A 2682-nucleotide genomic window follows, 5' to 3' on the forward strand; every position below is an offset into this window, starting at 1 on the left:
GTCGATTTTGGGGGCGAGGACGGGGTGGAGGCGGTCGGGGGTGAGGGTGGTGAGGGGGGTGTCGTCGAGTGTGCCGGCGGTGTGGATGACGGCGGTGAGGGGGTGTTCTTGGGGGATGGAGTTGATGAGTTGGGTGACTGCTTCGGGGTTGGTGGTGTCGCAGGCGGTGAGGGTGATGTGGGCTCCGAGGGCGGTGAGTTCGTCGCGGAGTTGGGTGTGTTGGGGTGCGGTGCGGGAGGCGAGGATGAGGTGGTGGGTGTGGTGGTGGGTGATGAGGTGGCGGGCGGTGAGGGTGGCGAGTCCTCCGGTGCCGCCGGTGATGAGGATGGTGCCGTGGGGGTTGAGGGGTTGGGGGTTGTTGGTTGTGGTGGTGGTGTGTTCCAGGCGGGGGTTGAGGAGTTGTCCGTGGCGGAGGGCGAGTTGGGGTTCGCCGGTGGTGAGGGCTTGGGTGAGGTGTGAGGTGGTGTGGGTTGGGTTGTCGGTGTCGAGGAGGTGGATGCGGTCGGGGTGTTCGTTCTGTGCGGTGCGGGTCAGGCCCCATAGGGGGGCTTGGGTGAGGTTGATGTCTTCGGCTGGGCTGGTGGCTACGGCGTGGTGGGTGAGGATGACCAGGTGTCGGTCGGTCGTTTCGTTGGCGGTCAGCCAGGATTGCAGGTGGGTGAGGAGTGCTTCGGTGGCTGCGTGGGCGGCTGCCGGGCCTTCGTTGTCCTCGCCGGTGTTGGGGATGTAGACGTCGACTTGGTCGGGGTCGATGTCGCCTGTGGTTGCTTCGGTGGGCTTCCAGGTCATGTGGAAGAGGCTGTTGCGGGTGTCGCCGTCGGTGCCGGTGCTGGTGGTCAGTGCGGCCGGGTCGATCGGGCGGGTGGCCAGGGTGGTGATGGTCGCGACGGGTGTGCCGGTGGGGTCCCAGGCCTGTATGGATATGTCGTTGCCGGTGGTGGTGAGGGTGACGCGTAGGTGGGTGGCGTTGGTGGCGTGGACGGTGACGCCGGTCCAGGCGAACGGCAGGCGGGTTTCGCCGGTGCCTGTGGTCTGGGTGGTGAGGGCGAGTGGGTGGAGGGCGGCGTCGAGGAGGGCGGGGTGGATGGTGTGGCCGGCTGGGTCGGCGCTGTCGGGCAGGGTGATCTCGGCGTGGAGGGTGCCGTCGGCCTGCTCCCATATGGAGGTGACGCCTTGGAAGGCGGGCCCGTACTCGTAGCCGCCGTCCGCAAGATGCTCGTAGAGGTCAGCGGTGTCGACCGGAGTGCTATGGGTGGGTGGCCACTGGGTCAGGGCCTGCGCGGATTCGGGGGCATCGACAGTCAGGGTGCCGGTGGCGTGGCAGGTCCACGGCTCGGTGTCGTCCGGCTGGTTGGTGTGCGGGCGGGAGTGGATGGTGACTTGCCAGCCGTCGGTGTCCGGGGTGCTGGTGACTTGGAGGTCGCGGCTGGATGTGTCGTGGAGGATGAGGGGGGTGTGGAGGGTGAGTTCGTCGAGGTGGTGGGCGCCGGTGTGGTCGCCGGCGTGGAGGGCCAGGTCGACCAGGGCGGTCCCGGGCAGCAGGACGGTGCCTGCGACGGCGTGGTCGGCGAGCCAGGGGTGGGTTTTGAGGCTGATGCGGCCGGACAGGACGGTGGTGCTGGTGTCGGCGAGCTGGGTGACCGTACTCAGCAGCGGGTGCCCGGTGACGGCCAGGCCGAGGTCGGTGGCGTCGGTGAGCTGAGTGGGTGCTTGGAGCCAGTACGGCTGGTGCTGGAAGGGGTAGGTGGGCAGATCGAGATACTCCGACGACTCCCCCCGCTCGGGGAGGTGGGGGGTGAGGTCGACGTTGTGGTGGTGAGTGTGGAGGGTGGTGAGGGTGGTCAGCAGGCGGCTGCTGGTGTCGTGGTGGCGGGTGAGGGTGGGGTGGTGGTGTCCATCTGCGGGATGGGTGGTGAGGATGTCGGTGAGGGCGGCTGCCAGGACGGGGTGGGGGCTGGTTTCGATGAGGGTGTGGTGGCCGTCGTCGAGGAGTTGGAGTGCGGTGGTGTGGAAGTGGACGGGGTGGCGGAGGTTGTCCACCCAGTAGGCGGCGTCCAGCAACTGGCCGGGTTCGAGGAGGCTGCCGAGGTATGTGGAGTAGAACGGGATGGCGGGTGGTGTGGGCTGGATGGCGGCCCGGTGGGTCAGGTCGGTCAGGATTGTCTGGCGCAGGGTGTCGACGGCGGGGGTGTGGGAGGCGTAGTCGACGGGGATGAGCCGGGCGCGGATGCCGCGTTGCTGGTAGTTGTCCACGAGGTGGGTGAGTGCGGTGGTTTCTCCGGCGAGGATGGTGGTGTGGGGTCCGTTGACGGCTGCCAGGTGCACTCCGTCGGGCAGGTCGGTGAGGTCGTCGGGGGGCAGGGGGAGTGAGGCCATGGTGCCGGTGCCCGCGAGGCGGGTGAGGGCCTGGGCGCGCAGGGTGACGACCGCGATCGCGTCCGGCAGGGACAGGGCGCCGGCGATGTGGGCGGCGGCGATCTCGCCCTGGGAGTGACCGATCACCGCGTCCGCAGTCACACCGTGATGCTCCAGCAGACGGGCGATGCCCGTCATGACCGCGAACAGGGCGGGCTGGATGACGTCCACGCGTGCCAGGGTGTTCTCGTCGTCGCTGGTGAGGATGTCGGCGAGGTTCCAGTCGCACCAGCGGGACAGTTCGTCCTGGCAGGCCGCCAGATGCGC

General features: G+C 68.7%; 1 protein-coding gene. It reads right to left on the reverse strand.

Features of this window, described 5'->3' with window-relative positions; translation table 11 throughout:
* Nucleotides 1-2682: SDR family NAD(P)-dependent oxidoreductase (locus tag ACWD0J_RS41135; protein ID WP_451500983.1), on the reverse strand; the 2682-nt coding region annotated here is incomplete at both ends.

This window comes from Streptomyces sp. NPDC003011, assembly GCF_053591515.1.